The sequence below is a fragment of the Streptomyces sp. NPDC030862 genome (assembly GCF_055571835.1).
The window spans coordinates 166,370-191,228 of the sequence record NZ_JBVIEN010000004.1 but is presented as its reverse complement, the minus strand read 5'-3'; the positions used below and the strand labels follow the sequence as shown (position 1 = coordinate 191,228).

Sequence of the window (24,859 nt, the reverse complement as noted above, 5' to 3'; positions counted from 1 at the left end):
GTGGCCGCCGAAGGAACTCTCCGGGCGGGGCCGGACGAGTCGGGTCTCCCGGCCGGTACGACGATGCGTTTCGTCCTGCTGGTCGTCCTGATGCTCGCGAGCTGCGTCTCCCTGGTGCCCGTGGCGTTCACCGCCGCCGGACTCGACAAGGGCAGCGGTTGCCTGCACGCGGCTGGTGTCGCCCCTGGCGAACTGCCCGGTGACGACGTTCTTCGCAGCGAGGCCTACCGGGCGTGCGTCGACGAGCACGGGATGCTGCCCTGGTGGATCGGGCCGGCCGTGCCCGGTGTTCTGCTGGCCTTGGCCTGCGGGCTCTTCTTCGCCCTTCCGCTGTGGAAGGCGCGCGGGAACCGGGTCGTCCCCCTGGAAGCGGTGGATCACGACGGCCGGATCCTGCGGCACCTGGGCGAGTTGTCGCGGATCGCCGGGTTGAAGCGGGTGCCGCGGGTCGTCGTGGATCCGTCCGCCGCGTCGACCGGAGCCGCGGTGTTCGGCCGCACCGGCCGGCCTACCGTGTGCCTGCACGGTGGTCTCCTCGCCCGCCGGGCGTCGGCTCCCGAAGAGTTCGAGGCGGTGCTGCTGCACGAGCTGGCCCACATCCGCAATCGCGACGTCACTCTCACCTGGGCCACGGTCGCGCTGTGGAGGACGTTCCTCGGCGCCGTACTCGTTCCCTACGCGGTGGGCTTCGGCATCCTCGTCTCCCACTCGTACGCCGTCGAGAGGCCGGCCTACGAGGTCGCGCTTCCCGCGTGGCGTGCCCTCGTCCTGCCCCTGTTCATGACGGTGGTCGTCTACCTCGCGAGGTCGGACGTGCTGCGCAGCCGGGAGCTCCATGCCGACCTCACCGCTGCCCGCTGGGGTGCGGACCCGCGTATCTGGGGCTTCGTCGAGCCGGCTCCGCCCGCGCGGGTGCTGCCTCGCGCGCTGCGGTCGTTCACGGAGCTCTGGCGCACGCACCCGCGGTGGGACTTCCGGCGGGAGGCCCTGGCCGACTCCACACCGCTGTTCGAGGTGCCCGCGCTGCTGATGTTCCTGACGGGAGCCGCCGTCGTCACGGTCAACGGTCAGCTGTGGTTCTTCGTCGGGGACATCGCCCGTGTGGGGCGGTGGGAGTGGAACGTGGTGATGGCGCTTCCGCCCGCCGTGCTGGTCACCGGGGTCGTGGGCACGGTCCTGTGGCGTTCGGCGGTACACCGGCTGCTGCACGGGCGCCGCAGGCTGTCCGGGGCGTGGGCGGGCCTGTGGCTCGGCATGGGGATGATGGTCGGGGAACTCTTCGGCAACCGGGTCGCGATCTTCCGCTGGTTGCCCGGCAATCCCGTGGTGCTGCTGCTGTCGGCGCTCGCGGCACTGACGTTCACCTGGTGGGTGACCCAGTGTGCCTCCCTGTGGGCCACTGCCTGGCGCGGTCGAACGATCCGCACGCCGATGCTGCCGACCCTGGCGGGAGGGTGCCTGGCACTGTGCGCGTGGTTCTGGTGGTGGCAGGACTCCGGTGTGATCCTGGCCAACATGCCCGGGCTCCTGACGAACGTCCTGGGGCAGGGCTCCGGCGCACTCGTGCTCGACCCCACCGGGGAGCACACCGCGATCCTCACCACGGCCCAACGTACGCAAGCGCTGTTGAGCACGACGGTCGCCGTCCCGCTCGCGCTGCCGGCGGTCGCCGTGTTGTGGTTGCTGCCCCTACTGGCCTGGACGGTTCGTAAGCTGTCCCCGGCCGGCGGGCGCGACGCCGCGCCGGTCACCGATGGGCCGGCGGTCCCCGACGGGTCTCTGCCGCCGCTGCGTCGGGTCTTGTCCGCCGGACTGCTCGGCGGCGTCGTGTGCTGGGTGGGCGTCGTGGGGGTGAAGGCCCACATGCACGCCTGGCAGCCATCGGTCCGGCTCCGGGGCGTCGCCGGTGCCCTCCTGTACCAGTACGGGGTGAGCGCCGCCCTTCTGGCGGGAGCCGCGGTCGCGGCGCTCGCCGCCAGTCTGCTCGCCGTCCGCTACCGGCTGATCGCCGCGCTCGTCGCGGCCCATGCCGCCGCGCTGGTGGGCTACGGCGGCGTGTGGGTGCTGACCGCGTCGGACGGTTGCGTCGCGAGCATCAGCATCTTCGCGTCCGCCTGCGACTGGAGGCCGGTGGCGGCCTGGCAGGCGTTCCAGTACCTCCTGGGTATCGTCCTGATTCTCGTCACCCTCGGAGGCATCGCCTCGGCCGCGGTCGTCTCCGCCGCCCGACGGGGGTTCCCGCGGTCGCCCCTCCCCGCGCGGGCCTCCACCCAGGCCGGGCGGGAGCCGCGGCGGCCGCTCCCGCGCCGCCTGGCCGTAGGGGTGCTGTGCGCGGGAGCCCTCGGGATGTCCGCCGCGGTCCTGTCCTTCCCGGAGCCCTCTCGCCACGGCGCCACTGCGTCACGCGCGAGGACCGCCGCACATCCGCGGTTCGCAGCGCAGACGGCGTCGATTTTCGCCGAAGCCTGGTACGGCTTGGGCGGCCGGGAACTTATCGTCCGCTACAACGACAACCTCGCGAAGCTGCGTGCTCTCGGGCAAGAAGGACAGCAGCGGCCCTCGGACGCCCAAGCGTTGATCGAGTCCAGGCTTCCGGCGATCTGCGCCGAGTTCGGGGCGATCGCCGAGGACGCCGAGTCCTACTTCCCCGTGCCCGCCCCTCACGTACAGCCGAGCTGGAAAACCTTCACGACCACGGCGGCCCGAGCCGGTGAGGACTGCTTGACCGGCCTCGCGCAGAAGAACAACGCCCTCATCGCCGCCGGTTTGGAGAGGTTGCCGCAGGCGACGGGCGCGGGCGCCTCGGTCACCGCATGGGTGACCGCGACCAGGACAGGACGGCCCTGACCCGGCGGGGGCGGAGGACCGCGCGTCAGCGGGTGGAGCGCGCGGTGAGGCGGAAGCTCATCTGTCCGAACGCCACCAGGTCGCCGGCCCGTACGACGACCGTGCCGGTGACGCGACGGCCGTTGACGGTGGTGCCGTTGGTGGAGCCGAGGTCGCGCAGCAGCCAGTGGTCGCCCCGCAGGGACAGTTCCGCGTGCATGCGGGAGACCGTCTCGTGGCTGAGCCGCAGGCCGTTGGCGGGGTCGCGGCCGATGCGCAGGGGGTACGGGCCGGGTTCGGGGAGCAGCAGCTTCGGCAGCCGCTCGGCCTGCCACGCCCGCCCCAGCCGTACGGTGAAGGCGGACATCCGCTCGACGACGCCGAACACCCGCTTCGCCCAGCGGCCTTCGGTGCGCAGGTCGGCGGTGAGCGCGGCCAGCTGGTCGGGGCGCTGGGCGACGAGGGCGAGCTCCATGCGGTGCAGGAAGGTGTCGTGCGACAGCTTGCCCTGAGCGGCGCCCTCGCGGAGCATCCCGAGCACATGGTCCCGTTCGGCGTCCGACAGCCGGGCGGAATACGTGTGGAACTCGGAATGCGACGTCACATGTGTGATTGTCGGCCCGGTCGGGCCTGGGTGTCCAGACAGAACCCCGTTGTCAGAGGCCCTTGGTACGGTCTTGATACGTGCTCCCTGCGAGGGGACCGCGGGGAACTCCAGGGGGAAGAAGAGCACATGAGCGATCTGACCGTACGCGCTCTCGACGAGGACGAGGCGCAGCTGTTCCACACGCTGCGGGACCCCGGGCTGGTGGGCCGGGTCATCACCGGTGTCGACTACCGCACGGTGGCGGAGGGCGGCGACTACCGCCCGGAGTGGACCTGGGTCGCCGAGCGGGACGGCGAGGTGGTCGCCCGCGCCGCCTGGTGGGGCGGGCCGGACGACACCGAGCCCATACTGCTCAACTGGTTCGACTTCGCCGACGGCGAGGACGAGGCCGGCGCCGAACTGCTGCGCCGCGCCGCACACCGGACCGAGTACGAACTGATCCTGCCGGCCGGGTGGCGCGAGCAGCCCGACGTGCGGGCGGCGGGTGAGGCACGCATAGCGGCCGCCCAGGCGGCGGGGATGCGGCTCCTCGTCGAGCGGTTCCGGTACCACTGGACGCCGGAGTGCGGGCTCCCGGAGCGGCCCGGCCGGCTGGAGTTCCGGCCGGAGCCGGACGACGAGGTGATCTTCGAGATCCTGCGCCGGGTCCACTCCGTCACGCTGGACGCGCACGCGCTCCACGCCATCGCCAAGGGCGGCCCGGACGCGGCCGCGCAGGAGGAGCTGGACTTCTTCCGCTGGTGGCCGTCGCCGCGCGAGTGGTGGCAGGTGGCGTACACGCCGGACGGCGAGGTCGTCGGCCTCCAGATACCCGCGCGCAACACCGCCGGTCCGATCGTCGGCTTCATCGGCGTCGTACCGGAGCAGCGCGGACACGGGTACGCGTACGACCTGCTGGTCGAGTGCACGCACTTCCTGGCCGAGCGGGGCGCGCAGTTCATCGCCGGGGCGACCGACCAGGGCAACTTCCCCATGGCGAAGCACTTCGCCCGGGCCAACCACCCCATCGTGCAGGAGCGCGTGCACCTGGTGTGACCGACGGCCGACGCGAACTCGCGACGCGCCTCGCGACGCGGCTCGCGCGTTCGGCCAAGTGTCGTGCTTCCGGTTCTCGATCTTGCCAGGATGGAGGCATCGGGGGATTCGACGACAAGGGGATCGCCAGTGCTGTTCGAGGTGTGGGCGCCGGAGGCGGAGGAACGGGTCGAGCTCCAGTTGGAGGGTGCCCGGCACCCCATGGCGCGCGACATGCGGCGGGACGGCTGGTGGCTGGCCGAGGCGGCGGCCGGTGAGGGCGCGCGGTACGGCTTCGCGCTGGACGGCGGGCCCGTCCTGCCGGATCCGCGCTCGCGCCGCCAGCCCGACGGGCCCGACGGGCTGAGCGCGGTCGTGGACCACGCGGCGTACGAGTGGCGGCACGGCTCGCCCCCGCGCGGACTGCGCGGCGCCGTGCTGTACGAGCTGCACATCGGCACGTACACGCGCGAGGGCACGTTCGACGCGGCGGCCGCGCGGCTGGACCACCTCGTCGAGCTGGGCATCACGCACGTGGAGCTGATGCCGCTGTGCCCCTTCCCCGGCCGGCACGGCTGGGGCTACGAAGGGGTGTCGCTGTGGGCGGTGCACGAGCCCTACGGCGGCCCGGAGGCGCTGAAGCGGTTCGTCGACACCGCCCACGGCCTGGGCCTCGGCGTGGTGCTGGACGTGGTCCACAACCACCTGGGCCCGTCCGGCAACTACCTCCCCGCCTTCGGTCCGTACTTCACCGACACCCACCACACCCCGTGGGGTGCGGCCGTGAACCTGGACGCGCCCGGGTCGGACGAGGTCCGCGCGTACCTGCTGGGCAGCGCGCTCGCCTGGCTGCGCGACTACCGGATCGACGGCCTCCGCCTCGACGCGGTGCACGCGCTCGCCGACACGCGAGCGCTGCCGTTCCTGGAGGAGCTGTCGGCGGCGGTGGACGAACTCGCCGCCGAGCAGGGCCGTGAGCTGTTCCTGATCGCCGAGTCCGACCAGGCCGACCCGCGCACGACGAGGCCGCGCGAGGAGGGGGGCCTCGGGCTGCACGCCCAGTGGAACGACGACTTCCACCACGCCCTGCACACCACGCTCACCGGCGAGTCCCAGGGCTACTACGCCGACTTCGCACGCGCCCCGCTCGCCGCGCTCGCCAAGACGCTCCAGCACGTCTTCTTCCACGACGGCACCTACTCCACCTTCCGGGGCCGCACACACGGCCGGCCGGTCGACCGGGAGACGACGCCCGCGCACCGGTTCCTCGGCTACGCCCAGACCCACGACCAGATCGGCAACCGCGCCACCGGCGACCGGCTTTCGGCGTCCTGCTCCCCCGGGCTGCTCGCGTGCGCGGCGGCACTGGTGCTGACCGGGCCCTTCACGCCGATGCTCTTCATGGGCGAGGAGTGGGGCGCGGGCACACCCTGGCAGTTCTTCACCGACCACACGGACCCGGAGCTGGCCGAGGCCGTACGCAACGGGCGGCGGCGGGAGTTCGCGGCGCACGGCTGGGCCGAGGAGGACGTGCCGGATCCTCAGGACCCGGCCACGCGGGACCGGTCCTGCCTGGACTGGGCGGAGCGGGAGCGGGAGCCGCACGCGCGGCTGCTGGCCTGGCACCGGGAGCTGATCGCGCTGCGGGCCGCCCAGCCCGATCTGACCGACCCGGACCTGGCGGCGATCCGCGTCTCCTACGACGCGTCGGCGCGCTGGCTGGCGTACCGGCGCGGAGACCTGCGCGTGGTCGTCAACTTCGCGAAGGAGCCCGCCCGGGTGCCGCTGGGGGCGCCGGCGCGGGTGCTGGCGGCCTGGGAGCCGGTCGAGGACCCGGACGGCGAGGGGACGGTGCTCCTGCCCCCGGAGTCCTGCGTGGTCCTCACGGACGCGACCGACCACTGAGCGCGTCCACCCGCGGTCACTCCACGATCGCGAGCTCGCGCGGGGTGGTGTTGAAGCGGCGGGCACCGCCCTCCGTGACCGTGACGATGTCCTCGATCCGCACGCCGAAGCGGCCCGGGAGGTAGATCCCGGGCTCGACGGAGAAGCACATGCCGGGGACGAGCGGCAGCTCCTCGCCCTCGATCATGTACGGCGGTTCGTGCGTGGTGACGCCGATGCCGTGGCCGGTGCGGTGGATGAAGTGCTCGCCGTACCCCGCCTCGGTGATCACGGCGCGGGCGGCCCGGTCCACCTCCTGGCACGCCACCCCGGGCCGGACCGCCTCGCACCCGGCCTGCTGCGCCTCCCGTACGACGTCGTGGACGCGGCGCTCCTCGGGGGTGGGCTCGCCGACGTGGACGGTGCGGGAGGTGTCGGAGCCGTACCCGTGCTTCAGGCCGCCGAAGTCGAGGACGACCATGTCGCCCTCCTCGATGGTGCGGTCGCCCGCCTCATGGTGCGGGTTGGCGCCGTTGGGGCCGGAGCCGACGACGGTGAAGTCCACCTGGGAGTGGCCGAAGTTCCGCAGGAGCGCCGCGAGGTCGGCGGCGACGTCGGTCTCCTTGCGCCCGGAGAAGCGCACCTTGAGGATCTCGCGGTACGCCGCGTCGGCGGCGGCCCCGGCCGCCGCCATGCGCTCCAGCTCCCGTGCGTCCTTGACGGCGCGCAGCATGGGCAGCGCCTCGGTGAGCGCGGCGTACCCGCTGTCGGGCAGCCGCCGCTGCAGCCCGAGGAGGTGCATGGCCCAGGCGTTGTCGCTGACGCCGAAGCGGCCCTTGGGGTCGAGGAGCGGCGCGGCGACGGCGTACGGGTCCACGGCGTCGGTCCAGTCCCGCAGCGTGAGCGCGGCGGCGCCCGCGGCCCCCGCCGCGTCGGGCGCCTCCAGCGCCGGTACGACGAGCACCGGCTCCTCGCCGGGCACGAGCACGAGGAGCGTGAGCCGCTCGGTGTCGGCGGGAACGCGGTACCCGGTGAAGTACACCAGGTCGGGGCCGGGCGCGACGAGCAGCCCCGCGAGCCCGGCCGACGCCGCGGCGTCGGCGGCGCGGGCCATGCGGGCACGGTAGTCGTCGGCGGTGAACGGAGCGGGCGTGCTGTCCATGGGGTGCTTCCTCCCTGGTCCTCGGCCAGGCCATCCTCCGCGGCGGCTCGCCGGCCGCGCAACCGAGACGCTCGCGACCGACGACCACGTGCGAAACGTTCAGGACACCGGCACCACGAGGTCCGCGCGGTCGCGGCCGGCGGCGACCAGGCGGGCGTTGGCCTCGTCGGACTCGCGTACCCAGCGCTCGGCGTACGGCCGCGCCTTGCCGAAGCGGACGTGGCGTTCGACGAGCCGGCGGACGCGGCGGCGGTCGTCCAGCTCCAGGAACCAGACGTCGTCGAGGAGTCCCCGCACGGCGGCCCACTCCCCCTCGTCGTACAGCAGGTAGTTGCCCTCGGTGATGACGAGCGGGACGTCGGCGGCGACGGGGATGCTGCCGGCGACCGGTTCCTCCAGGGCGCGGTCGAAGGCGGGCGCGTAGACGGTGACGCCGGGTTCGGCGGCGCGCAGCCGTGTGAGGAGGGCGACGTATCCGGCGGCGTCGAAGGTGTCGGGGGCCCCCTTGCGGTCGGCGCGACCGAGGCGCCGCAGCTCCGCCTGGGCAAGGTGGAAGCCGTCCATCGGGACGAGGACGGCCAGCCCGTCGAGGCGGTCGACCAGGCGGCCCGCGAGCGTGGACTTGCCCGCGCCGGGTGCGCCGGCGAGGCCCAGGACGCGGCGGGCCCCGGGCACGGCGAGGCGGCGGGCACGGGCGGTGAGCTCGGCGAGCTGCTGCGCATCCATGGACGGCATTCTTCCCAGGTGCCCCACCTGGTGCCCATCATACGTATAACCTGACTCCATGAGCCCCACCTCGTACATCGCCCTCGTCACCCTCGTCGTCCGTGACTACGACGAAGCCCTCGCCTTCTACACCGGCGCACTCGGCTTCGAGCTCGTCGAGGACAGCCCCCGGCCGGACGACGGCCGCTGGGTGGTCGTCCGCCCCCGCGGCGCCGGCGCGGGCACGGGGCTGCTCCTCGCCCGGGCGGCGGGCGAGGAGCAGGAGGCGAGCGTGGGCGCCCAGACCGGCGGGCGCGTCGGGTTCTTCCTCCACACCGGGGACTTCGCCGCCGACCACGCCCGGATGCGCGCGGCGGGCGTGCGCTTCCTGGAGGAGCCGCGCCACGAGCCGTACGGCACGGTGGCGGTCTTCGAGGACCTGTACGGCAACCGCTGGGACCTGCTGCAGCCCGCGTGACTCCTGGTTGACGCGGGGGCGTACGGTGGCCGCGTGACCACGCAAGAGTCGCTGCGGCCCCAGTCCCTCATGCTGACGTTCCTGGGCGACCAGGTGCTCGGGCGAGACGTGTGCGTGTACTCGGGCAGTGTCATCGAGGTCTTCGCCCGCGCCGGGGTGGGCGAGCAGGCGACGCGCTCGACGCTGACCCGCATGGCCGCCCGGGGACTGCTGCGCCGTCAGCGGGAGGGCCGCCGGATGTACTTCGGCCTGACCGAACGTTCCGCGGCCGTGCTGCGCGACGGCGAGCAGCGGATCTGGCGGACGGGTGCCGTGAACCGGCACTGGGACGGCACCTGGACCCTGCTCGGCTTCTCGCTGCCCGAGTCCTGGCAGCGCCAGCGCCACGACCTGCGCTCGCAGCTGACCTGGAGCGGCTTCGGACCGCTGTTCAGCGGCCTGTGGATCGCACCCGGCGAGGTCGACGTGTCGTCACTGGTGGCCGAGCTCGGCCTGTCCGGGCACGTGAAGGTCTTCCGCGCGCACGCCGACGCCGGCATGGACATCGGCGCGATGATCGGGGAGACCTGGGAGCTGACCGAACTGGCGGCGCGCTACGAGGCGTTCGCACTGCGCTGGCGGCCGTGGGAGACGCAGCCGCCGGAGGCGGACGACGCCCTCGCACTGCGCCTGCGGCTCCAGACGGAGTGGCTGGAGGTCATCCGCCGCGACCCGCGTCTGCCGGTCGAGCACCTGCCTGCCGCGTGGCCGGCCGAGCAGGCGGAGAAGACGTTCCGCACGGTGCACGAGCGGCTCACGCCACTCGCCGAGGATGCCTCCGCGCGCCTTCTCGACCTCGTACCCGTACGCGACGAGCACGCATAGCAGCGCGCGAGCACGCGAGGGAACACGCGAGCACTGCGGGGAAGCACGCCAGCACGCGGGGACCCACGACAACCCCTCCGCACAGGGCCCCAGGCCGCCCTCGCCACCGGGCTCCGCTCACCGGTGGGGCCCCGGCCACGCGTCTACCTGTCTTCTGAGGTTGTGCAAAAGATTGACGGCCGCACGATCTTTGCCTAACTTCGGGGCTCCGTCACGGCACCGGCACCAAGGGAGCTCGTCGTGCAGCCATCCCGCTCATCCGCCCACGCCCCTTCCACCACCCCCCACCCCGCATCCGATGCGGGGCAGTTGCGCCGTGTCGCGCTCTCCGGACTGCTCGGCACGGCAGTCGAGTTCTACGACTTCCTCGTGTACGGCACCGTCGCCGCGCTCGTCTTCGGCGACCTGTTCTTCCCCGACGCCGACCCCGCGGTCGGCACCATCGCGGCCTTCGGCACCTTCGCCGCCGGCTATGTGGCCCGCCCGCTGGGCGGCATCGTCTTCGGCCACTTCGGCGACCGGCTCGGCCGCAAGTCGATGATGCTGCTGACCATGGCCCTGATGGGCTGCGGCAGCTTCCTCATCGGCGTGCTGCCGACCTACGACGCGATCGGTGTGTGGGCGCCCGTGCTGCTGGTGGCGCTGCGCGTCGTGCAGGGCATCGCGATCGGCGGCGAGTGGGGCGGCGCGACCCTGATGGTCGTGGAGCACGCCGAACACGCCCAGGGCTCGCGCCGCCGGGGGCTGTGGTCGAGCTTCACCCAGCTCGGCGCCCCGCTCGGCTCCGTGCTCTCGGCCGGGGTGGTCACCGTGGTCTCCGCTCTCCCCGACGACGACTTCCGCTCCTGGGGCTGGCGCGTGCCGTTCCTGCTGAGCATCGTGTTGCTGGCCGTCGGCCTGTTCGTACGTCTGAAGGTCGCGGAGAGCCCGCTGTTCGAGCAGATGAGGCGCGAGCCGCTCGACCGGCCGCCGGTCGTCGAGGTGCTGCGCCGTCCGAAGCCGGTGCTCCGCGCCGCCTGCGCCGGCATCGGCGCGTTCACGGCCCAGTCGCTCCTGACCGGCTTCATGATCTCGTACGCGGTCGACCGCGGCTACAGCCGACCGCAGGTGCTCACGGCGGTGACCATCGCCTCCTGCGTGGCCCTGCTCGTGCTGCCCGCCGCCTCCGCACTCTCCGACAGGGTCGGCCGCCGCCCCGTCGTCCTCGCCGGCGCCGTCGCCTCGGCCGCGCTCGCCTTCCCGGTGCTCGCCCTGGTGGACTCCGGCGCGCCGGGCCTGCTGATCCTCGCCCTCGTCCTCGGTCACGGCGTCGCCCAGTCCACGATGTACGGCCCGCTCGGCGCCCTGCTCACCGAAATGTTCGGCACCCGCGTCCGCTACACCGGCGCCTCCCTCGGCTACCAGGCGGCGACGCTGGTGGGCGCCGGATTCTCGCCGCTGATCGCCGGCAGCCTCGTCGCGTCGTACGGCGGCAGCGGCACACCGGTCTCGCTGCTGCTGTGCGGCGGCGCGGCGATCACCGCACTCGCCGTGTGGCGCCTGCGCGAGACACACGCGGATGCCCTGGACTCCCCCGCGCACCGAGCCGACGCCACCCCGATCTCGGAAGGAACACCCCGTTGAGAACCGGACCCCGTACCCGCAGCCGCAGCCGATCCCGGACCCGTGCCCGTACCGCCGTGCTCACCCTGGCCCTGTGCGTGGCGACCGCACTGCCCCCGCCGCTCACACGGGCCGCCGAGGCCAGGCAGGCCGCCACGGACGCCCACGTCGAGGGCAAGCTGCCCTCCGGCGCCGCGTACCTGATGGACGTGCCCGCCGCCTGGAACGGCACCGTCCTCCTCTACAGCCACGGCTACCGCGCTGCCGGGTGGCCCAACCCCGCCGAGAACGCTCCGAGTCCGGAGGCCCGGGCCAGGCTGCTCGCCCGGGGATACGCGCTCATCGGCTCCTCGTACGCGACGAACGGCTGGGCGGTGACGGACGCGGTGCCCGACCAACTCGCCACCCTGGACCTGTTCACGGAGAAGTTCGGCACGGCGCGGCGGACGCTCGCCTGGGGCACCTCGTACGGCGGGCTGGTCACCACGAGGCTCGCCGAGCGGCACGCCGACCGCTTCGACGGCTCCCTGTCCATGTGCGGGCTCGTACAGGGCGGAGTCGCCAACTGGAACAGCACGCTGGATCCGGTGTTCGCGCTGAAGACGCTGCTCGCTCCGCGTACGGACATCCCGCTCACCGGGTTCGCCGACCAGGCGGCCGCGCGGAGCGCCGCCGACGCGCTCACCTCGAAGGTCACCGCCGCCCAGCAGACCCCCGAGGGCCGTGCCCGCATCGCGCTCGCCGCCGCCCTGCACCGCATCCCCGGCCACAACGACGTCGCGCAGGCCGAGCCGGCACCGACCGACTGGGAGGCCCGGCAGGCCAACCAGTACGCGGCCGTCAGGGGGCTCCTCCAGTTCCCCGCCTTCGGCTGGCGGCAGGAGGCCGAGCACCGGGCGGGCGGCAACCCCTCCTGGAACACGGGCGTCGACTACACGGCGATGCTCCACCGCTCACCGGGGTACGCCGAGGTGTCGGCGCTCTACCGGAAGGCGGGCCTGTCCTTGGCGGCCGACCTCACGGCCCTGGCCCGCGCTCCCCGGATCTCCGCCGACCCCACGGCCGTACGGTGGATGCGGCACACCAGTGTCCTCACGGGCCGGCTGAGCGACCCGCAGCTCACCGTCCACACCACCGGCGACGCGCTGATCCCGGTGCAGTCCGAGAGCGCCTACCGGCGGGCCGCCAACGCCGCTGGTGCGGGCGCTCTGCTCAGCCAGGCCTACGTCGACCGCCCCGGGCACTGCACCTTCACGCCGGGCGAGGTACTCGGCGCCCTGCGCACCCTGGAGCACCGCCTGGACACCGGCCGCTGGGACACCGCACCCGGCATGCTCAACGCCCGTGCGCGGCAGGCGGACCCCACGACCGAGCCCCGCTACGTGCGGTACCGCCCGGGCCCCTACCCGCGGCCGTACGACCTCGCCCACCGCGGGGACACCTCGGCCCCCGTCGCGGGCTTCCTCAGTCCCCGTCGGGGACGAGGCGCAGCGACACCGAGTTGATGCAGTACCGCTGGTCCGTCGGCGTCGGGTAGCCCTCGCCCTCGAAGACGTGCCCGAGGTGCGAGCCGCAGCGGGCGCAGCGCACCTCGATGCGGACCATGCCGTAGGAGCGGTCCTCGATCAGCTCGACGGCGTCGCTGTCCTTCGGGTCGTAGAAGGAGGGCCAGCCGCAGTGCGACGCGAACTTCGTCTCGGAGGTGAACAGCTCCGCGCCGCACGCCCGGCAGGAGTAGACGCCCTTGGTCTTGGTGTCGGTGTACTCACCGGTGAAGGGGCGCTCCGTGCCGGCCTCGCGCAGGACGTGGTACTCCTCCGGGGACAGCTCCGCACGCCACTGCTCGTCCGGCTTCTCGACCTCGTACGCCATCGGGCCCTCCTCAGTTCGCCAGGCGGGCGATGCGGTCCAGGATCCTCGGCCCGAGGTCCGTGACGTCGCCCGCGCCCATCGTCAGAACGAGGTCGCCGGGCCCGGCCATTCCCGCGAGGACGTCGGGCACGGTGGCCTTGTCGGAGACCGGCGTGACGTCGGCGCCCGCCGCGCGGGCCGCGTCGATGATCAGGGCGCTGGTCACGCCCGGGATCGGGTCCTCGCGGGCCGGGTAGATGTCGAGGACCACGGAGGCGTCGGCGAGCGCCAGCGCCTGGCCCATCTCGGTGCCCAGCTCCTGGGTGCGGGAGAACAGATGCGGCTGGAAGACGACCAGCAGCCGGCGCTCGGACCCGGCGGCGGCGCGCATCGCCTCCAGGTCGGCGGTCATCTCGGTGGGGTGGTGCGCGTACGAGTCGATGACCTGGACGCCCGCCGCCTCGCCCTTGAGCTGGAGGCGCCGGCCGACGCCGGTGTACGCGGTGAGGGCCTGGGCGAGGGCGGCCGGGTCGATGCCGAGGCGGGCGCCGGCGGCGAGGGCGGCGGCGGCGTTGTGGGCGTAGTGGCGGCCGGGCACCGAGACGGTGAAGACGATCTCGTCGTGGTGGTCCGGGAGGACCACGCTGACCTCGCTGGTCATGCCCTTGGGCGTGATCCTGCGGATCCAGACGTCGGAGTGCTCCGCCTCGCCCACGGTCACCACATGCAGGTCCGGCCGGCCCGAGACCCGGCCCGCCAGCTCGCGGGCGCCCGCGTGCTCGCCGACGACCAGGGTCCCGCCCGGGTGGATCTTGGCGACGAAGGCCTCGAAGGACTCGTAGATCTCGTCCATGGAGGCGTAGTTCGCGTGGTGGTCCAGCTCGACGTTGAGGACGATGGCGACCTCGGGGTCGTACTTCTGGAAGCTGCGGTCGCTTTCGTCCGCCTCCGCGACGAAGATCCCGCCGTCGCCGTGCAGCGCGTTGGTGCCCGGCCCGTCGAGGTCGCCGCCGATGGCGTACGAGGGGTCGAGGCCGAGCTCGGTGAGGGCGACGGCGAGCATCGACGTGGTCGTGGTCTTGCCGTGCGTGCCGGCCACGGCGATGGAGCGCTGGCCGGTCATGAGGGCGGCGAGCGCGTCGGAGCGGTGGACGACGGGGATGGCGAGCTCGGTGGCGCGGGCCAGCTCCGGGTTGTCGGCGCGGATGGCGCTGGAGACGACGACGCAGCTGGTGTCCGCGGCGAGGTGCTCGGCGGCGTGCCCGATGTGGACAGTGGCGCCCAGGGCGCGCAGGGCGGCGGCGGTCTCGGAGTCGCGCGCGTCGCTGCCGGCGACCTTCGCCCCGCGCTGGGCGAGGATCTTGGCGATGCCCGACATTCCGGCGCCGCCGATGCCGATGAAGTGCGGCCGTTCCATGGCTGCGGGAATCGCGGCAGCGGCGGCAGGGATGGCGGGTGCCATGCGTGTGTCTCCCCGGGTGTGGCGGTACGTGAGCGGCCCCAGCCTATTCGGTCGGCGCCTCGTCGTTGTGCGCGAACAGCTTCAGCACCGGTACGCCGACCTTGTGGCGGGCGCGGGAGGCCCAGTCGCGGTGGAAGAACTCCTCGACGTAGTGGGGTGCGGTCAGCACGATGACCTCGTCCGCCTGCGCCTCCTCCACGACGGCTTTCAGCTTGTCGAGGGGGTGGTCCTCGACGACCTGGCCCACGGCTTCGCAGCCCGCGTCGCGCAGCGCCTGGAGCGAGTGCTCCAGGGCCTGCTGGGCGGGCAGCTCGGCGGCTCTTCCCTCGGGCTGCTTGCCCTCACGGACCGCTTCCTTCAGGTCGCCCATGGCGACGTCGTCGATGGCCCGGAGCAGGACGACGGACTGGTCGCCGCGGGGCTGCATCAGCACGATGAAGGAAGCGCCCTCGTCTCCGTGCAGGTCCGTGACGAAATCCACGTCCACCCGGGACAGCGGCTTTTCGATCATGAGAACGCTTGTGAACACCTCGGATGCCCTTCTGCGGAAACCATCCTTCCCCGTGGCCGCACGGGGACTGCGAGATTAGTGTGCCCACCCGGAGCGAACCGGAACGACCTATTCCGCTTATTGCCACCAGCGGGAGGGTCCCCGGGGCACGCCCTCAGGGGCGCCGGTACCGGGTGAAGAGAAAACCTTCCTCCTCCAGGATCGAGTCGAGCGCGAAACGTTCCGGCACCGCCAGCGACGGCCCGCCGGCGATGCGCTGCGCGTTCCCCGCAGTGAGGGTGGGCGAAACCGTCAGGCACAGTTCGTCCAGCACCCCGGCCGCCACCAGCTGCCCCAGCAGCCGCGGGCCGCCCTCCGTGAGCTGCCGGGACAGGCCGCGCTCGGCGAGCACCCGTACCGCCCGCGCCGGCTCGACGCCCGGCCCGTCGCCCGCGACGAGCACCTCGGCGCCCGCCCGCTCGGCCTCCCGCACCCGCTCCGGGGGCGCCGCGGCCCCGGTGAGCAGCAGCGTCGGCACGAGGGGCTGCGTGAACAGCGGAGCCGAGAAGTCCAGGGCCAGCGAAGCGCTGACCACCGCGATCGCGGGCGCGGGACCCTGTCCGGCCGCCGCCCGGCGCGCCGCGAAGGCCTCACGCGCGCGTGCCGGGCGGTAGCCCTCCGCCCGTACGGTCTCGGCGCCGACGATCACCACGTCGGCGAGCGCCCGCAGGGTGCCGAAGATCCGCATGTCGGCGGCGGACGAGATGGGCTCGGAGCGGCCGTCGTGCTGGGCGGCCCCGTCCAGGGAGGACACCATGTTGGCGCGCAGCCACGACGGCCCTGCCGGAGAGGCACCGGGCCGGGGGCCCGGCCGGTCGGGGTACGCGTAGGCCTCGGCCAGCTCGTCGAGGGACCACTCGCGGTGCTCGGCCGCCGCGGGTGTCGGGTCGGTCACAGGGAACAGGCGTCGCATGCCGTGCAGTCTGACACGGCGCTTAGAGTGGGAAACGTGTCCACCAGTGCCCCCCGTGCCATGACCACCGAAGCGGCCCCGGCCCCGCTGTCCCTGTGTGCCCGCGAGCCGCGCGTCCCCGCCGAGCGGCTGGTCGCCGAGATGGTGCCGCCGCCGCGGTTCGACGCGGTGCGCTTCGACACGTACATCCCCGACCCGAACCAGCCCAGCCAGACCCAGGCGGTCGAGGTGCTGAGCTCGTTCGCCGCCGGGCTGGGAGGCGCGCACGCGAGCGGCGCCGGCAAGCGCCGCTGGTTCCAGCGGAAGCCCGCCGCGCCCGCCGCGCCGCGCGGGGTGTACCTGGACGGCGGGTACGGCGTCGGCAAGACGCACCTGCTGGCCTCGCTGTGGCACGCCACCCCGGCGGAGCCGTCGCTCAAGGCGTTCGGCACCTTCGTGGAGCTGACGAACCTGGTGGGGGCGCTCGGCTTCCAGCAGACCGTCGCCACGCTCAGCGGGCACCGGCTGCTGTGCATCGACGAGTTCGAGCTGGACGACCCGGGCGACACCGTGCTCGTGTCGACGCTCCTCGGCAAGCTGGTCGACGCGGGCGTGGCGCTGGCCGCCACGTCCAACACGCTGCCGGGCAAGCTCGGCGAGGGCCGGTTCGCCGCCGCGGACTTCCTCCGCGAGATCCAGGGTCTCTCCGCCCACTTCCGGCCGCTGCGCATCGACGGCGAGGACTACCGCCACCGCGGGCTGCCCGAGGCCCCGCCGCCGTACGCCGACGAGCAGGTGGCGAAGGCGGCGCACGCCACGCCCGGCGCGTCGCTCGACTCCTTCCCGCGCCTGCTGGAGCACCTGGCCCGGGTCCACCCGAGCCGGTACGGGGCGCTGACCGACGGCGTCGCGGCGGTCTGCCTCACGGGCGTGGAGCCGGTGCCGGACCAGTCGACGGCGCTGCGCCTGGTCGTCCTGGCCGACCGGCTGTACGACCGGGAGGTGCCGGTCCTCGCCTCCGGGCTGCCGTTCGACCGGCTGTTCAGTGACGAGATGCTGAACGGCGGGTACCGCAAGAAGTACTTCCGGGCGATCTCGCGGCTCACCGCGCTGGCGCGCGACGCGAAGCGGTTGGTGGAGCAGTAGGTTTGGGGCCAGTCGGGACCGTCCTTCCGAAGGGAACCCACATGGCCACCACGCGTCACGCGCACACCGTCTGGGAAGGCAACCTCACCGAGGGCACGGGCACCGTGTCCCTCGACTCGTCCGGCATCGGCAGCTACCCGGTCTCCTGGCCGGCCCGCGCCGAGGAGCCGAACGGCAAGACGAGCCCGGAGGAGCTCATCGCCGCCGCCCACTCCAGCTGCTTCTCGATGTTCCTCACCGGCTCCCTCACCAAGGCGGGCACCCCTCCCACCCGCCTGAACACCCAGGCCGACGTGACCTTCCAGCCCGGCAAGGGCATCACGGGCATCCACCTCACCGTGGAGGGCGAGGTGCCGGGGCTGGACGAGGCCGGCTTCGTCAAGGCCGCGGAGGACGCGAAGGCGGGCTGCCCGGTCAGCCAGGCGCTCACGGGCACGGAGATCACCCTCACGGCGAAGCTCGCCTGACGCTCCGCCCGAGGCTCCACCTGTCTCTCCGCCTGTCGGGCGCCTGACGGCCGCCTGACGGTCGCCTGACGCTTCCGTCCGGCTGTTCTCGTACGGATGGGGCGACGTGGCCCGCACGGTCCGCACGGTTCACACCGTCTGCACTGTTCACGTGTCACCAGACCGCGTGATACACACGTGCGGGTCACGTCACACCTCCTGTCCGCCAGCAGGGAGTTGGTGCCTCATGTCCGCAACACGCCGTCAGATCCTGGCCCGTACGGGGGCGTCCGTCGCCTCCATCGCCTTCACCGGGGCCGTCTCCGAGCTCTTCGCGGGTACGGCCGCCGCCCGCGGCCACGCCGGTTACGGCCCGCTCGTACCCGATCCCGCCGGCCTGCTCGACCTGCCGAAGGGCTTCCGCTACAAGGTCCTCTCCCGCGAGGGAGGGCCGCTCGGCTCCGAGGGCCGGGTGCCGAGCAACCCCGACGGCATGGGCGCCTTCCGCGGCCCGCGCGGCCGGGTCCTGCTCGTGCGCAACCACGAGAACAGCCACAGCGGCAGAGCCCCGGTGCCGACGATAGGGGGACTGACCTACGACCCCGGGGCCCGGGGCGGCTGCACGGTCATAGAGCTCGACGCACGGAACAACGTCCTCGGCGAGCGCGTCGGCGTCGCCGGCACGGCCGTCAACTGCGCGGGCGGGCCCACCCCTTGGAACACCTGGCTCACCTGCGAGGAGAACGAGTCCAAGGCGGGCACCAACGGCTACACCAAGGACCACGGCTTCATCTTCGAGGTCGACCCCGTCGACCCGCGGCGCACCGGGGCCGTCCCGCTGACCGCGATGGGCCGCTTCCAGCACGAGGCGATCGCCGTCGACCCGTACAGCGGGATCGTGTACGAGACGGAGGACGCCTTCCAGCAGCCGTTCGGCCTCTTCTACCGCTTCCTGCCGGACAAGCCGCTCGGCGGCACCGGCTCGCTGCGCGCGGGCGGCGAGCTGGAGGCGATGCGGGTGCCGGGCGTGCCGGACCTGTCCGCGATCCAGGAGACCGGGGCGGTGTTCGAGGGCATCGAGTGGGTGCCCGTACCGGACCCGCAGGCGCGCGAGACCCCGATCCGGATCCAGGACTTCGGGCGCAAGGGCATCACGCACGCCCAGAAGCTGGAGGGCTGCTACTGGGGCGGCCGGTCCGTCTACTTCGTCTCCAGCTTCGCGCGCGCCTCGCAGGGCTCGGCGGCCGACCACTACGGCCAGGTGTGGAGGTACGAGCCGCACCGGCGCCGGCTCACGCTGGTCGTCGTCTTCGGGCCGAGCACCGACCTCCAGCTGCCGGGCGAGTCGCCCGACAACATCTGTCTGGCGCCGAGCGGCGGGCTGATGGTGTGCGAGGACGGCGACGGCGGTCAGCACGTGTACGGGCTGACCAAGCACGGCGAGGTGTACCCGATGGCGCGCAACGCGCAGAACATCGGTACGCCCGAGGCGCCGGAGTGGGGCGAGTTCGCGGGCGTCACCTTCTCGCCGGACGGCGGGACGATGTACGTGAACTGCTACTCCCCGGGGACGACGTTCGCCGTCACCGGTCCGTGGCGGTGACACGGGCGCAGCGCTCCGCCCCATACGTCCATTAATCATATAGTTTCACTATGTGATCGAACCTGTACGGTGTGCTGCCCGGAAGCTGTCGTCGGTGACCGCTCTCGCCGCTCTCGCCGCCGCTCTGACCGGCTGCGGCGGGAGCGGCTCCGGCGTCGCACACGCCCCGCCGCCTGCCGGGTCGTCGACCGCCTCGCCGTCCCCCTCCCCCGCACGCGTCGCCCCGCGTACGCCGCCGACGATGGCGCCCGGCCCCGGCGGCCTCACGCCCGTGTTCACCCGGGGACCCGCCCGGACCGAGAAGACGGTCGCCCTGACCTTCGATGCCGACATGACGGCCGGCCAGGGGCCGCGGGCGGCGAGCGGCGAGCGGTTCGACAACCCGCAGCTGATCGCCACGCTCAAGCGCCTGGAGGTCGACGCGACGATCTTCATGACGGGCCGCTGGGCCGAGCAGTACCCCGACCAGGCGAAGGCCATCGGCGCCGACCCGCGCTTCGAGGTCGCCAACCACTCCTACAGCCACTACGCCTTCAAGGCGCCCTGCTACGGGCTCCCCGCCCTGGAGGCCGGCGACGGGCGGGCCATGGCCGCCGACGTACGCCGCGCCTTCGACGCCTTCCGGGCGGCGGGCGTGCGCAACGTGGTGCCGTACTTCCGCTTCCCCGGCGGCTGCTACGACGACGACGCGCTGCGCGCCCTCGCGCCTGCGCGGGTGACCGCCGTGCAGTGGGACGTGGTCGGCGGCGACGCCTTCGCGACCGACCCGGACGCGGTGGCCGAACAGGTCCTCGCCAGGGTGCGACCCGGCTCCCTGGTGGTGCTGCACTGCACCCGCAGCGCGGCGCCCGTGACCGAACAGGCGGTCCGCACGATCGTGCCGGAGCTGCGCAGGCGCGGCTACCGGTTCGTGAAGGTGTCGGAGCTGATGGGCAGGTGAAACGGCGTCGTACGAAAAGGCGTTGCCCGGACGGAGGCCCGGCTGCCAGGCTTCCGGTCATGTCCGACAACACCCACGGCGGCGTGGCCGCCCTCTTCTCGCGCGGCCGGCTGACCGCCATCCCGCGCAAGGCGGCCCGCCGCGAGCAGTTGCTCAACCACCTGACGGAAACGCTGTTCGAGCGGGACCGGGGCTACACCGAGCGCGAGGTCAACGACGCGCTGCTGACCGTCCACGAGGACTGCTCCGCCCTGCGCCGGTACCTGGTGGTGGCGGGACTGCTGACCCGTACCAGGGACGGCAGCAGCTACCGCCGCGCCGCGTAGGACGCGGGGCGCCGCCGGAGACTAGCCGGAGCAGGCGGTGCGCTCGGCCTCGCGCCACTCGCAGACCGGGCACAGCGTGATGCCCTTGGTCGACTCCGGGTACTCGGTCGGCTCCTGGCACAGGACGCACGCGGCGTACGGCCCGTCGCCGGCGACCGGGGGGACCGGCTTCGTCTCCGTCTCGCAGTACGCGTCGTCGTACGGATCGTCCATACATACGAGCGTACTCACTCGCGCCACGCGGTGAGCCGGGCGGGCCGCAGCGCCGCCACCGCCGCGAGGGCCCGCCAGTGGTACCCGGCCGTGCCGCCGAGGGAGCCCGTGACGACCGGGGCCGGCGGCGCGGCGAGGGCTTCGGCCAGGCTGGCACACTGTCCGGGTGACCAGCAGTGAAGCCCCCGAGTTCGCCCTCCCCCTCGTCGTCCGCATCGAGCGGGACGGTCCGCCCGCGCGTACCGACGCCCTCGAGACCGCGGCACGCGCGGTGGTCGTGATGCTCTCCGACGACCGGTCCCTGGGCGACGGCGCCTGGGCCCAGGCCGTCCGGGACTGGGAGGACGCGCGGATCCGCAAGGTGGTGCGCCGGGCGCGCGGCGCGGAGTGGCGCAAGGCGTCGCAGCTGCCGGGCATCACCGTCACCGGTGGCACCGCCGAGGTGCGGGTCTTCCCGCCCGTACCGGTGGACGGCTGGCCCAAGGAGCTGGCCAAGCTCCAAGTCTCCGGCACGGAACTGGACGACACCGGAGCGCTGCCGGACGTCGGGCCCGGCCAGGCGGTGCTGTGGCTCAACCCGGGGCTGCGCATGTCGACCGGCAAGGAGATGGCCCAGGTGGGGCACGGCGCGCAGCTGCTGTGGTGGGCCCTGGACGACGCCCGGCGCAAGGCCTGGCGCGAGGCCGGTTTCCCGCTCGCGGTGCGCACCGCGGACCCCGGCCGGTGGGCGGAGCTGACCGCGAGCGGGCGGCCCGTGGTGCGGGACGCCGGATTCACGGAGGTCGCTCCAAACAGCAGTACGGTCGTCGCCGACTTTTCCGTACGGGTCAACTGAACGCCGCACCACCGGTATACGTACCTCCCAGTAATGCCATTCGGTTCGGGAGGCACCACCTTGTTGTTGCGACGCATCAACGGCACAGCACTCATCATCGCGGCACTGGTCGCCACGGTCGGCGCACTGGCGTTCCCGGTCTGGTCGTACGCCGACCGCTCCGGCACCGGCGAGGCCAACCTCAACGCGTCGACCGTGGCCACCCAGTGGGGCCCGCTGTCGGCGACCGACCGGGACTTCCTGGTGAAGGTGCGGCTGGCCGGCCTGTGGGAGCTGCCGGCCGGCCAGCAGGCGATCGAGCGGGCGCCCAGCCAGGCCATCAAGGAGGCCGGCGACCACCTCGTCGTCGGCCACACCGATCTGGACCAGCGCGCGCGGGACGTCGCGGCGAAGCTGGGCGTGGAGCTGCCGAACCAGCCGTCGGAGCAGCAGCAGGGATGGCTGCGGGAGCTGTCGGCGGCGAGCGGCGAGGAGTACGAGCGGAAGTTCGCCAACCTGCTGCGCAACGCGCACGGCAAGGTCTTCGCGCTCGTCGCCCAGGTGCGGCACACCACCCGCAACACGCTGATACGGCAGCTCGCGAGCGACGCCAACCAGACGGTGCTGGACCACATCACGATGCTGGAAGCCACCGGCAAGGTCGACTTCGACGCGATCGCCAACGAGGCGGCGGGGCTGGCGACCGCGAGCCCGTCCGGTCCCCCGGCGCCCAACGGCAACCTGCCGCCGGCGCCGTCGCCGGCCGTCCCCTCGGGCGACCAGCAGTTCACCTCCCGGCCCTCGACACAGCCCGGGCCGCCGACCGCGATCAACACCAACCGCCCGTAAGGCCCCTCCGGCGGGCGGAAGCTCAAATCAACCTCTGAACCTTCCCCGGGGTGGGTTGATCACTCCCCCCCGGGGCCATCACCCCTCCACGAACGTGCAGAGGGGGACAGGGACATGACGGAACTGAGGCTGGGTACCGGCATCGGCTGGCGTCCGGAGATCGCGGACGCGGTGGCGGGACTGCCCGGGGTGGACTGGGTGGAGGTGGTCGCCGAGAACACCTGCGCCGACCACCTCCCCGATCCGCTGCTGCGCCTGCGCGAGCGCGGGGTCACGGTCGTCCCGCACGGCGTGTCCCTCGGCCTGGGCGGCGCGGACCGCCCGGACGCGGGGCGGTTGGCGGCCCTCGCCGCCACCGCGGAGGCGCTGGGCGCGCCGCTGATCACGGAGCACATCGCCTTCGTACGGGCCGGGGGCCCCGCCGGGCCGCTGGAGGCGGGGCACCTGCTGCCGGTGCCCCGCACCTGGGACGCGCTGGACGTGCTCTGCGAGAACGTCCGCATCGCGCAGGACGCGCTGCCGGTGCCGCTGGCGCTGGAGAACATCGCGGCGCTGGTCTCCTGGCCGGGCGAGGAGCTGACGGAGGGCCGGTTCCTCGCGGAGCTGGTCGCCCGCACGGGGGTGCGGCTCCTGATCGACGTGGCCAACCTCCACACGAACCACGTCAACCGCGGTGAGGACCCCGCGAAGGCGCTGGACGAGCTCCCCGTCGAGGCGATCGCGTACGTCCACGTCGCGGGCGGCGTCGAACGGGACGGCGTCTGGCACGACACCCACGCCCACCCCGTCCCCCGCCCGGTCCTCGACATCCTCGCGGACCTGTCCTCCCGCGTCTCGCCGCCGGGCGTCCTGCTGGAGCGCGACGACGACTTCCCGCCGGCGGCGGAGCTGGCCGCGGAGCTGACGGCGATACGGGAGACGGTGCGCCTCGGGGCGCACGCGGTACGGCGGGGTGCGGCGACACCGGCGGCGATACCGGTGGCCGCGGCGATACCGGTGGCGACACCGGTGGGTGCGGGCGTGGGCGCGGGCGTCGGGAGGGGCGCGCGCGTCCCCGCCCCCGCCGCGCCCCGCCCCCGCGAGGACGGCGCGCCCGGCGCGGCCCGCGAGCGGCTGTGGGTCGCGCAGACCGCCCTGCTGTCCGCGCTCGTCGCCGGGACGCCCGTGCCCGAGGGGTTCGACCGGGCGCGGGTGCGGGTGCAGAGCCGGGCGCTGGCGGCCAAGCGGGCCCGGGTGGTGGCCAAGCTCGCGCCCGAGGTGCCGGAGATCCTCGGCGACGGCTACCGCGCCTCGTTCGTGGAGTACGCCCTGGCCCGGCCCATGCGCGGCGGCTACCGGCGCGACGCGCTGGACTTCGTCGAGCACCTGCTCGCGGCAGACGAGCCGGCCGACCCGGTCGCGCGGCGGCGGCTCACCCGGTGGTGGAAGGAGCGCGCGGGGGCCCGGCCACCGGGGCGCATGACCCGTCTCGTCCGGTCCGTGCTGGCCCGGCGGTGAGCGCCGTGGACGTCATCGCCCTCGTGATCGTCGCGGGCGTCCTGGTCTCCTCCGCGGTGCTCCTGTGGGGCACCCTCGCCTCCCGGCCGCGCGGCTCCACGGGAGACGTCCACGACTGGGCGGAGGCCGCCTTCCTGAGCGGCGGGCCCGCCCGCGTCGTGGACGCCGCGATCGCCGCGCTCCACGCGGACGGGCGCCTGGTCGTCGCCGGGCCCGGCGTCGTCTCCGTACCGCGTCCGGTGCCGCGCGACGCGATCGAGCGCGCCGTGATCGACGCCTACCAGGCGGCGCCCAGCAGCGCGCTGTACCTGGTGCGGTCGGCCGCCATGCGCCACCCGGTGGTGCAGGAGGTGGGGGACGATCTGGCCGCCCGGGGCCTGCTCATGCCGCCGGGCAGCGGGCGCCTGTGGCGCAGGTGGAGCTTCGCCCAGGGGATGGTCTGCCTCCTGCTGCTCCTCGCGGGCATTCCCGTGACCCTGGTGCAGCTGATGTGGCGCATGGTGGACGATGACCCGCCGTTGCCGCTCATCGTCACGGTGGGCCCGGCCCTCGCCGTCGGCGGTGTCGTCGCCCTCTGGTGCGGGCGCCTCGCCGCCGCGCTCGGCACACGTGAGGGCCGCACGGCCCTCACCGCGTACGGCAGGAGGCACGCCCACCTCGGCGACCCGGCACATCTGGTGGCGCTGCGCGGGGTGCGGGCGGTCCCGGACGCGGGCCTCCGGGGGCCCTTGACCGCTGTGGGCCGGATGTACGGGGGCGGCGGCTCGGGCAGCGGCTCGTCCTCGGCCGCGCTGCTCGCCGACGGTGCGCCGGGCGGCATCTGGTGCGGAGGCTCCGACCCCGGGCGTTCGAGCTGTGGCTCCGGTTCCGGCTGTGGCTCCTCCACCGGATCGAGCTGCGGAAGCAGCGGCGGCAGCAGCTCCAGTTGCGGGAGCAGTGGCGGATCGAGCTGCGGAAGCAGCGGCGGATCGAGCTGCGGTGGCGGCTCCAGCTCGTAGCCTTCTGAGGACGCCGGTGCGGGGGGGGGGGGGGGGGGGGGGAGCGGGGGGTGGAAAGGGGGTGGTGGGGGGGTGGGGGGCGGCGTCCCGCCTTCTGCCTTTCATGGTTTGTGGGGGGGGGGGGGTCCCG

The 24,859-nt window shown here is 73.5% G+C and carries 24 protein-coding genes; 16 read left to right on the top strand and 8 right to left on the bottom strand.

From position 1 onward, the window contains the following. Entirely contained in the window at positions 1-2,847 is a 2,847-nt protein-coding gene (locus ACZ42X_RS12700; RefSeq protein WP_468287858.1) for a M48 family metallopeptidase, read from the top strand. A gap of 25 nt (positions 2,848-2,872) precedes the next feature. Here the strand turns inward: ACZ42X_RS12700 and ACZ42X_RS12695 are convergent, their stop codons facing one another. Continuing rightward, positions 2,873-3,430: an FHA domain-containing protein gene (locus ACZ42X_RS12695; RefSeq protein ID WP_468287855.1), complete on the bottom strand. Its 558-nt coding sequence runs from the start codon at positions 3,428-3,430 to the stop codon at positions 2,873-2,875. Positions 3,431-3,559: 129 nt separating this feature from the next. Here ACZ42X_RS12695 and ACZ42X_RS12690 point away from each other — a divergent pair, with 129 nt between their 5' ends. Both ACZ42X_RS12690 and treZ read left to right on the top strand, forming a co-directional pair. Further along, positions 3,560-4,468 carry a GNAT family N-acetyltransferase gene (locus ACZ42X_RS12690; RefSeq protein WP_468287852.1) on the top strand — a complete coding sequence of 303 codons (909 nt, stop codon included), beginning with the start codon at positions 3,560-3,562 and terminating at the stop codon, positions 4,466-4,468. Positions 4,469-4,597: 129 nt separating this feature from the next. Continuing rightward, complete coding sequence (gene treZ / locus ACZ42X_RS12685; RefSeq protein ID WP_468287850.1) at positions 4,598-6,352, top strand: malto-oligosyltrehalose trehalohydrolase; 1,755 nt, start codon at positions 4,598-4,600, stop codon at positions 6,350-6,352. A 16-nt stretch (positions 6,353-6,368) separates the two neighbouring features. On the opposite strand, the gene ACZ42X_RS12680 is transcribed toward treZ, so the two are convergent. Both ACZ42X_RS12680 and ACZ42X_RS12675 read right to left on the bottom strand, forming a co-directional pair. After that, complete coding sequence (locus ACZ42X_RS12680; RefSeq protein WP_468287847.1) at positions 6,369-7,493, bottom strand: M24 family metallopeptidase; 1,125 nt, start codon at positions 7,491-7,493, stop codon at positions 6,369-6,371. A gap of 99 nt (positions 7,494-7,592) precedes the next feature. Continuing rightward, positions 7,593-8,228, bottom strand: coding sequence for a nucleoside/nucleotide kinase family protein (locus ACZ42X_RS12675; RefSeq protein WP_468287844.1), 636 nt, complete (start codon positions 8,226-8,228; stop codon positions 7,593-7,595). Positions 8,229-8,277: 49 nt separating this feature from the next. Here ACZ42X_RS12675 and ACZ42X_RS12670 point away from each other — a divergent pair, with 49 nt between their 5' ends. From ACZ42X_RS12670 to ACZ42X_RS12655, 4 genes are all read left to right on the top strand, one after another. Next, the gene (locus tag ACZ42X_RS12670) at positions 8,278-8,676 is read left to right on the top strand and encodes a VOC family protein (RefSeq protein ID WP_361424727.1); all 399 of its coding nucleotides are present in this window, start codon (positions 8,278-8,280) and stop codon (positions 8,674-8,676) included. A 33-nt stretch (positions 8,677-8,709) separates the two neighbouring features. After that, on the top strand, positions 8,710-9,540 hold the full coding sequence (locus ACZ42X_RS12665) for a PaaX family transcriptional regulator (protein ID WP_468287841.1): 831 nt from the start codon (positions 8,710-8,712) through the stop codon (positions 9,538-9,540). A gap of 309 nt (positions 9,541-9,849) precedes the next feature. Continuing rightward, entirely contained in the window at positions 9,850-11,163 is a 1,314-nt protein-coding gene (locus tag ACZ42X_RS12660) for an MFS transporter (protein ID WP_468288753.1), read from the top strand. Next, on the top strand, positions 11,160-12,647 hold the full coding sequence (locus ACZ42X_RS12655) for an alpha/beta hydrolase family protein (protein WP_468287838.1): 1,488 nt from the start codon (positions 11,160-11,162) through the stop codon (positions 12,645-12,647). The genes ACZ42X_RS12660 and ACZ42X_RS12655 overlap by 4 nt, the downstream gene beginning before the upstream one ends. Here the strand turns inward: ACZ42X_RS12655 and msrB are convergent. The 4 genes from msrB to ACZ42X_RS12635 form a co-directional block, all read right to left on the bottom strand. Continuing rightward, positions 12,607-13,014 carry a peptide-methionine (R)-S-oxide reductase MsrB gene (gene msrB, locus ACZ42X_RS12650; RefSeq protein ID WP_468287836.1) on the bottom strand — a complete coding sequence of 136 codons (408 nt, stop codon included), beginning with the start codon at positions 13,012-13,014 and terminating at the stop codon, positions 12,607-12,609. The genes ACZ42X_RS12655 and msrB overlap by 41 nt on opposite strands. Positions 13,015-13,024: 10 nt before the next feature. Next, positions 13,025-14,455, bottom strand: a complete 1,431-nt coding sequence (murC, locus tag ACZ42X_RS12645) for a UDP-N-acetylmuramate--L-alanine ligase (protein ID WP_468287833.1) — start codon at positions 14,453-14,455, stop codon at positions 13,025-13,027. Positions 14,456-14,498: 43 nt separating this feature from the next. After that, positions 14,499-14,984 carry an indole-3-glycerol phosphate synthase gene (locus tag ACZ42X_RS12640; protein ID WP_468287830.1) on the bottom strand — a complete coding sequence of 162 codons (486 nt, stop codon included), beginning with the start codon at positions 14,982-14,984 and terminating at the stop codon, positions 14,499-14,501. Positions 14,985-15,120: 136 nt separating this feature from the next. Then, positions 15,121-15,918, bottom strand: coding sequence for a pyrimidine reductase family protein (locus tag ACZ42X_RS12635; RefSeq protein ID WP_468287827.1), 798 nt, complete (start codon positions 15,916-15,918; stop codon positions 15,121-15,123). A gap of 60 nt (positions 15,919-15,978) precedes the next feature. Here ACZ42X_RS12635 and zapE point away from each other — a divergent pair, with 60 nt between their 5' ends. The 5 genes from zapE to ACZ42X_RS12610 all read left to right on the top strand — a co-directional run bounded on the left by zapE (position 15,979) and on the right by ACZ42X_RS12610 (position 20,358). Beyond that, positions 15,979-17,043, top strand: coding sequence for a cell division protein ZapE (gene zapE, locus ACZ42X_RS12630; RefSeq protein WP_468288750.1), 1,065 nt, complete (start codon positions 15,979-15,981; stop codon positions 17,041-17,043). Positions 17,044-17,084: 41 nt separating this feature from the next. After that, complete coding sequence (locus ACZ42X_RS12625) at positions 17,085-17,510, top strand: OsmC family protein (RefSeq protein ID WP_468287824.1); 426 nt, start codon at positions 17,085-17,087, stop codon at positions 17,508-17,510. A 226-nt stretch (positions 17,511-17,736) separates the two neighbouring features. After that, entirely contained in the window at positions 17,737-19,092 is a 1,356-nt protein-coding gene (locus tag ACZ42X_RS12620) for an alkaline phosphatase PhoX (protein ID WP_361424700.1), read from the top strand. Positions 19,093-19,186: 94 nt separating this feature from the next. Next, entirely contained in the window at positions 19,187-20,032 is an 846-nt protein-coding gene (locus tag ACZ42X_RS12615; protein WP_468287821.1) for a polysaccharide deacetylase family protein, read from the top strand. Between the two features lie 59 nt (positions 20,033-20,091). Further along, the gene (locus tag ACZ42X_RS12610) at positions 20,092-20,358 is read left to right on the top strand and encodes a DUF2087 domain-containing protein (RefSeq protein ID WP_468287818.1); all 267 of its coding nucleotides are present in this window, start codon (positions 20,092-20,094) and stop codon (positions 20,356-20,358) included. A 21-nt stretch (positions 20,359-20,379) separates the two neighbouring features. Here ACZ42X_RS12610 and ACZ42X_RS12605 read toward each other — a convergent pair whose 3' ends face one another. Next, positions 20,380-20,571 carry a hypothetical protein gene (locus ACZ42X_RS12605; protein ID WP_468287814.1) on the bottom strand — a complete coding sequence of 64 codons (192 nt, stop codon included), beginning with the start codon at positions 20,569-20,571 and terminating at the stop codon, positions 20,380-20,382. Between the two features lie 166 nt (positions 20,572-20,737). On the opposite strand from ACZ42X_RS12605, the gene ACZ42X_RS12600 reads away from it, so the two are divergent. From ACZ42X_RS12600 to ACZ42X_RS12585, 4 genes are all read left to right on the top strand, one after another. Further along, positions 20,738-21,406, top strand: coding sequence for a peptidyl-tRNA hydrolase (locus tag ACZ42X_RS12600; protein ID WP_468287811.1), 669 nt, complete (start codon positions 20,738-20,740; stop codon positions 21,404-21,406). A 66-nt stretch (positions 21,407-21,472) separates the two neighbouring features. Beyond that, the gene (locus tag ACZ42X_RS12595) at positions 21,473-22,234 is read left to right on the top strand and encodes a DUF4142 domain-containing protein (RefSeq protein WP_361424818.1); all 762 of its coding nucleotides are present in this window, start codon (positions 21,473-21,475) and stop codon (positions 22,232-22,234) included. A 123-nt stretch (positions 22,235-22,357) separates the two neighbouring features. Next, positions 22,358-23,731 carry an MbnB/TglH/ChrH family RiPP precursor modification enzyme gene (locus ACZ42X_RS12590; protein WP_468288747.1) on the top strand — a complete coding sequence of 458 codons (1,374 nt, stop codon included), beginning with the start codon at positions 22,358-22,360 and terminating at the stop codon, positions 23,729-23,731. A gap of 5 nt (positions 23,732-23,736) precedes the next feature. Further along, on the top strand, positions 23,737-24,729 hold the full coding sequence (locus ACZ42X_RS12585; RefSeq protein WP_468287807.1) for a TIGR04222 domain-containing membrane protein: 993 nt from the start codon (positions 23,737-23,739) through the stop codon (positions 24,727-24,729). The last annotated feature ends 130 nt before the right edge of the window (positions 24,730-24,859 follow it).

What these genes read in the sequence shown, in the direction of transcription:
- ACZ42X_RS12690 (WP_468287852.1), top strand. Translation starts at nt 3,560, where the DNA reads ATGAGCGATCTGACCGTACGCGCTCTCGACGAGGACGAGGCGCAGCTG.
- ACZ42X_RS12680 (WP_468287847.1), bottom strand. Translation starts at nt 7,493, where the DNA reads ATGGACAGCACGCCCGCTCCGTTCACCGCCGACGACTACCGTGCCCGC.
- ACZ42X_RS12675 (WP_468287844.1), bottom strand. Translation starts at nt 8,228, where the DNA reads ATGCCGTCCATGGATGCGCAGCAGCTCGCCGAGCTCACCGCCCGTGCC.
- ACZ42X_RS12670 (WP_361424727.1), top strand. Translation starts at nt 8,278, where the DNA reads ATGAGCCCCACCTCGTACATCGCCCTCGTCACCCTCGTCGTCCGTGAC.
- msrB (WP_468287836.1), bottom strand. Translation starts at nt 13,014, where the DNA reads ATGGCGTACGAGGTCGAGAAGCCGGACGAGCAGTGGCGTGCGGAGCTG.
- murC (WP_468287833.1), bottom strand. Translation starts at nt 14,455, where the DNA reads ATGGCACCCGCCATCCCTGCCGCCGCTGCCGCGATTCCCGCAGCCATG.
- ACZ42X_RS12635 (WP_468287827.1), bottom strand. Translation starts at nt 15,918, where the DNA reads ATGCGACGCCTGTTCCCTGTGACCGACCCGACACCCGCGGCGGCCGAG.
- zapE (WP_468288750.1), top strand. Translation starts at nt 15,979, where the DNA reads ATGACCACCGAAGCGGCCCCGGCCCCGCTGTCCCTGTGTGCCCGCGAG.
- ACZ42X_RS12625 (WP_468287824.1), top strand. Translation starts at nt 17,085, where the DNA reads ATGGCCACCACGCGTCACGCGCACACCGTCTGGGAAGGCAACCTCACC.
- ACZ42X_RS12620 (WP_361424700.1), top strand. Translation starts at nt 17,737, where the DNA reads ATGTCCGCAACACGCCGTCAGATCCTGGCCCGTACGGGGGCGTCCGTC.
- ACZ42X_RS12610 (WP_468287818.1), top strand. Translation starts at nt 20,092, where the DNA reads ATGTCCGACAACACCCACGGCGGCGTGGCCGCCCTCTTCTCGCGCGGC.
- ACZ42X_RS12605 (WP_468287814.1), bottom strand. Translation starts at nt 20,571, where the DNA reads ATGGACGATCCGTACGACGACGCGTACTGCGAGACGGAGACGAAGCCG.